The sequence below is a fragment of the Mesorhizobium sp. P3_A9 genome (assembly GCF_056402975.1).
In genome coordinates this window covers 1-536 of record NZ_JBFUGJ010000833.1, presented here as the reverse complement: position 1 = coordinate 536, position 536 = coordinate 1, and the positions used below count along the sequence as shown (strand labels likewise).

The window sequence follows — 536 nt, the reverse complement described above, 5'->3', positions numbered from 1 at the left end:
ACCTGATCGCTTCCGAACGACACGCCGACCGAGTTATCTCGGACATCGGTCCGCTTGGCCTGCACGGCGGCAAGCCGATTTTCGAGCCCGTCGGCCGCAATACCGCCGCCGCGGTCGCCATAGCCACCTTGCAGACGATCTCCGAGCATGGCGGCGACGCGCTTGTGCTGGTGGTCCCCTCCGACCATGAGATATCGACCGAAACGCAATTCTGGGAAACCGTCGACGCGGGCAGGCCTGCCGCCGATTCAGGAAGCATTGTCGTGTTCGGCATCAAGCCGACACATCCCGAAACTGGGTACGGCTACATCGAGGTTTCGGCGAATGGTGGTGGAGTTGCCGCTGTTTCGCGTTTTGTCGAAAAACCCAATGCCGAGACAGCCGGCCAATATGTGTCTTCGGGAAGATTCTACTGGAATGCCGGCATCTTCCTGTTTCGCGCCGACACGATGCGGCAAGCATTCCTCGACCTCCGACCCGACATCTGGGAAAGCACGGAACGTGCCTACAAGACCGCACGGGCCGACGTCTCAGGT

At 60.6% G+C, this 536-nt stretch carries 1 protein-coding gene; it reads left to right on the top strand.

Translation table 11 applies throughout. The features are described 5' to 3' along the window. Positions 1-536 (top strand): sugar phosphate nucleotidyltransferase (locus AC1DX0_RS36995; protein ID WP_477359652.1); only part of this gene is annotated, 536 nt, incomplete at both ends.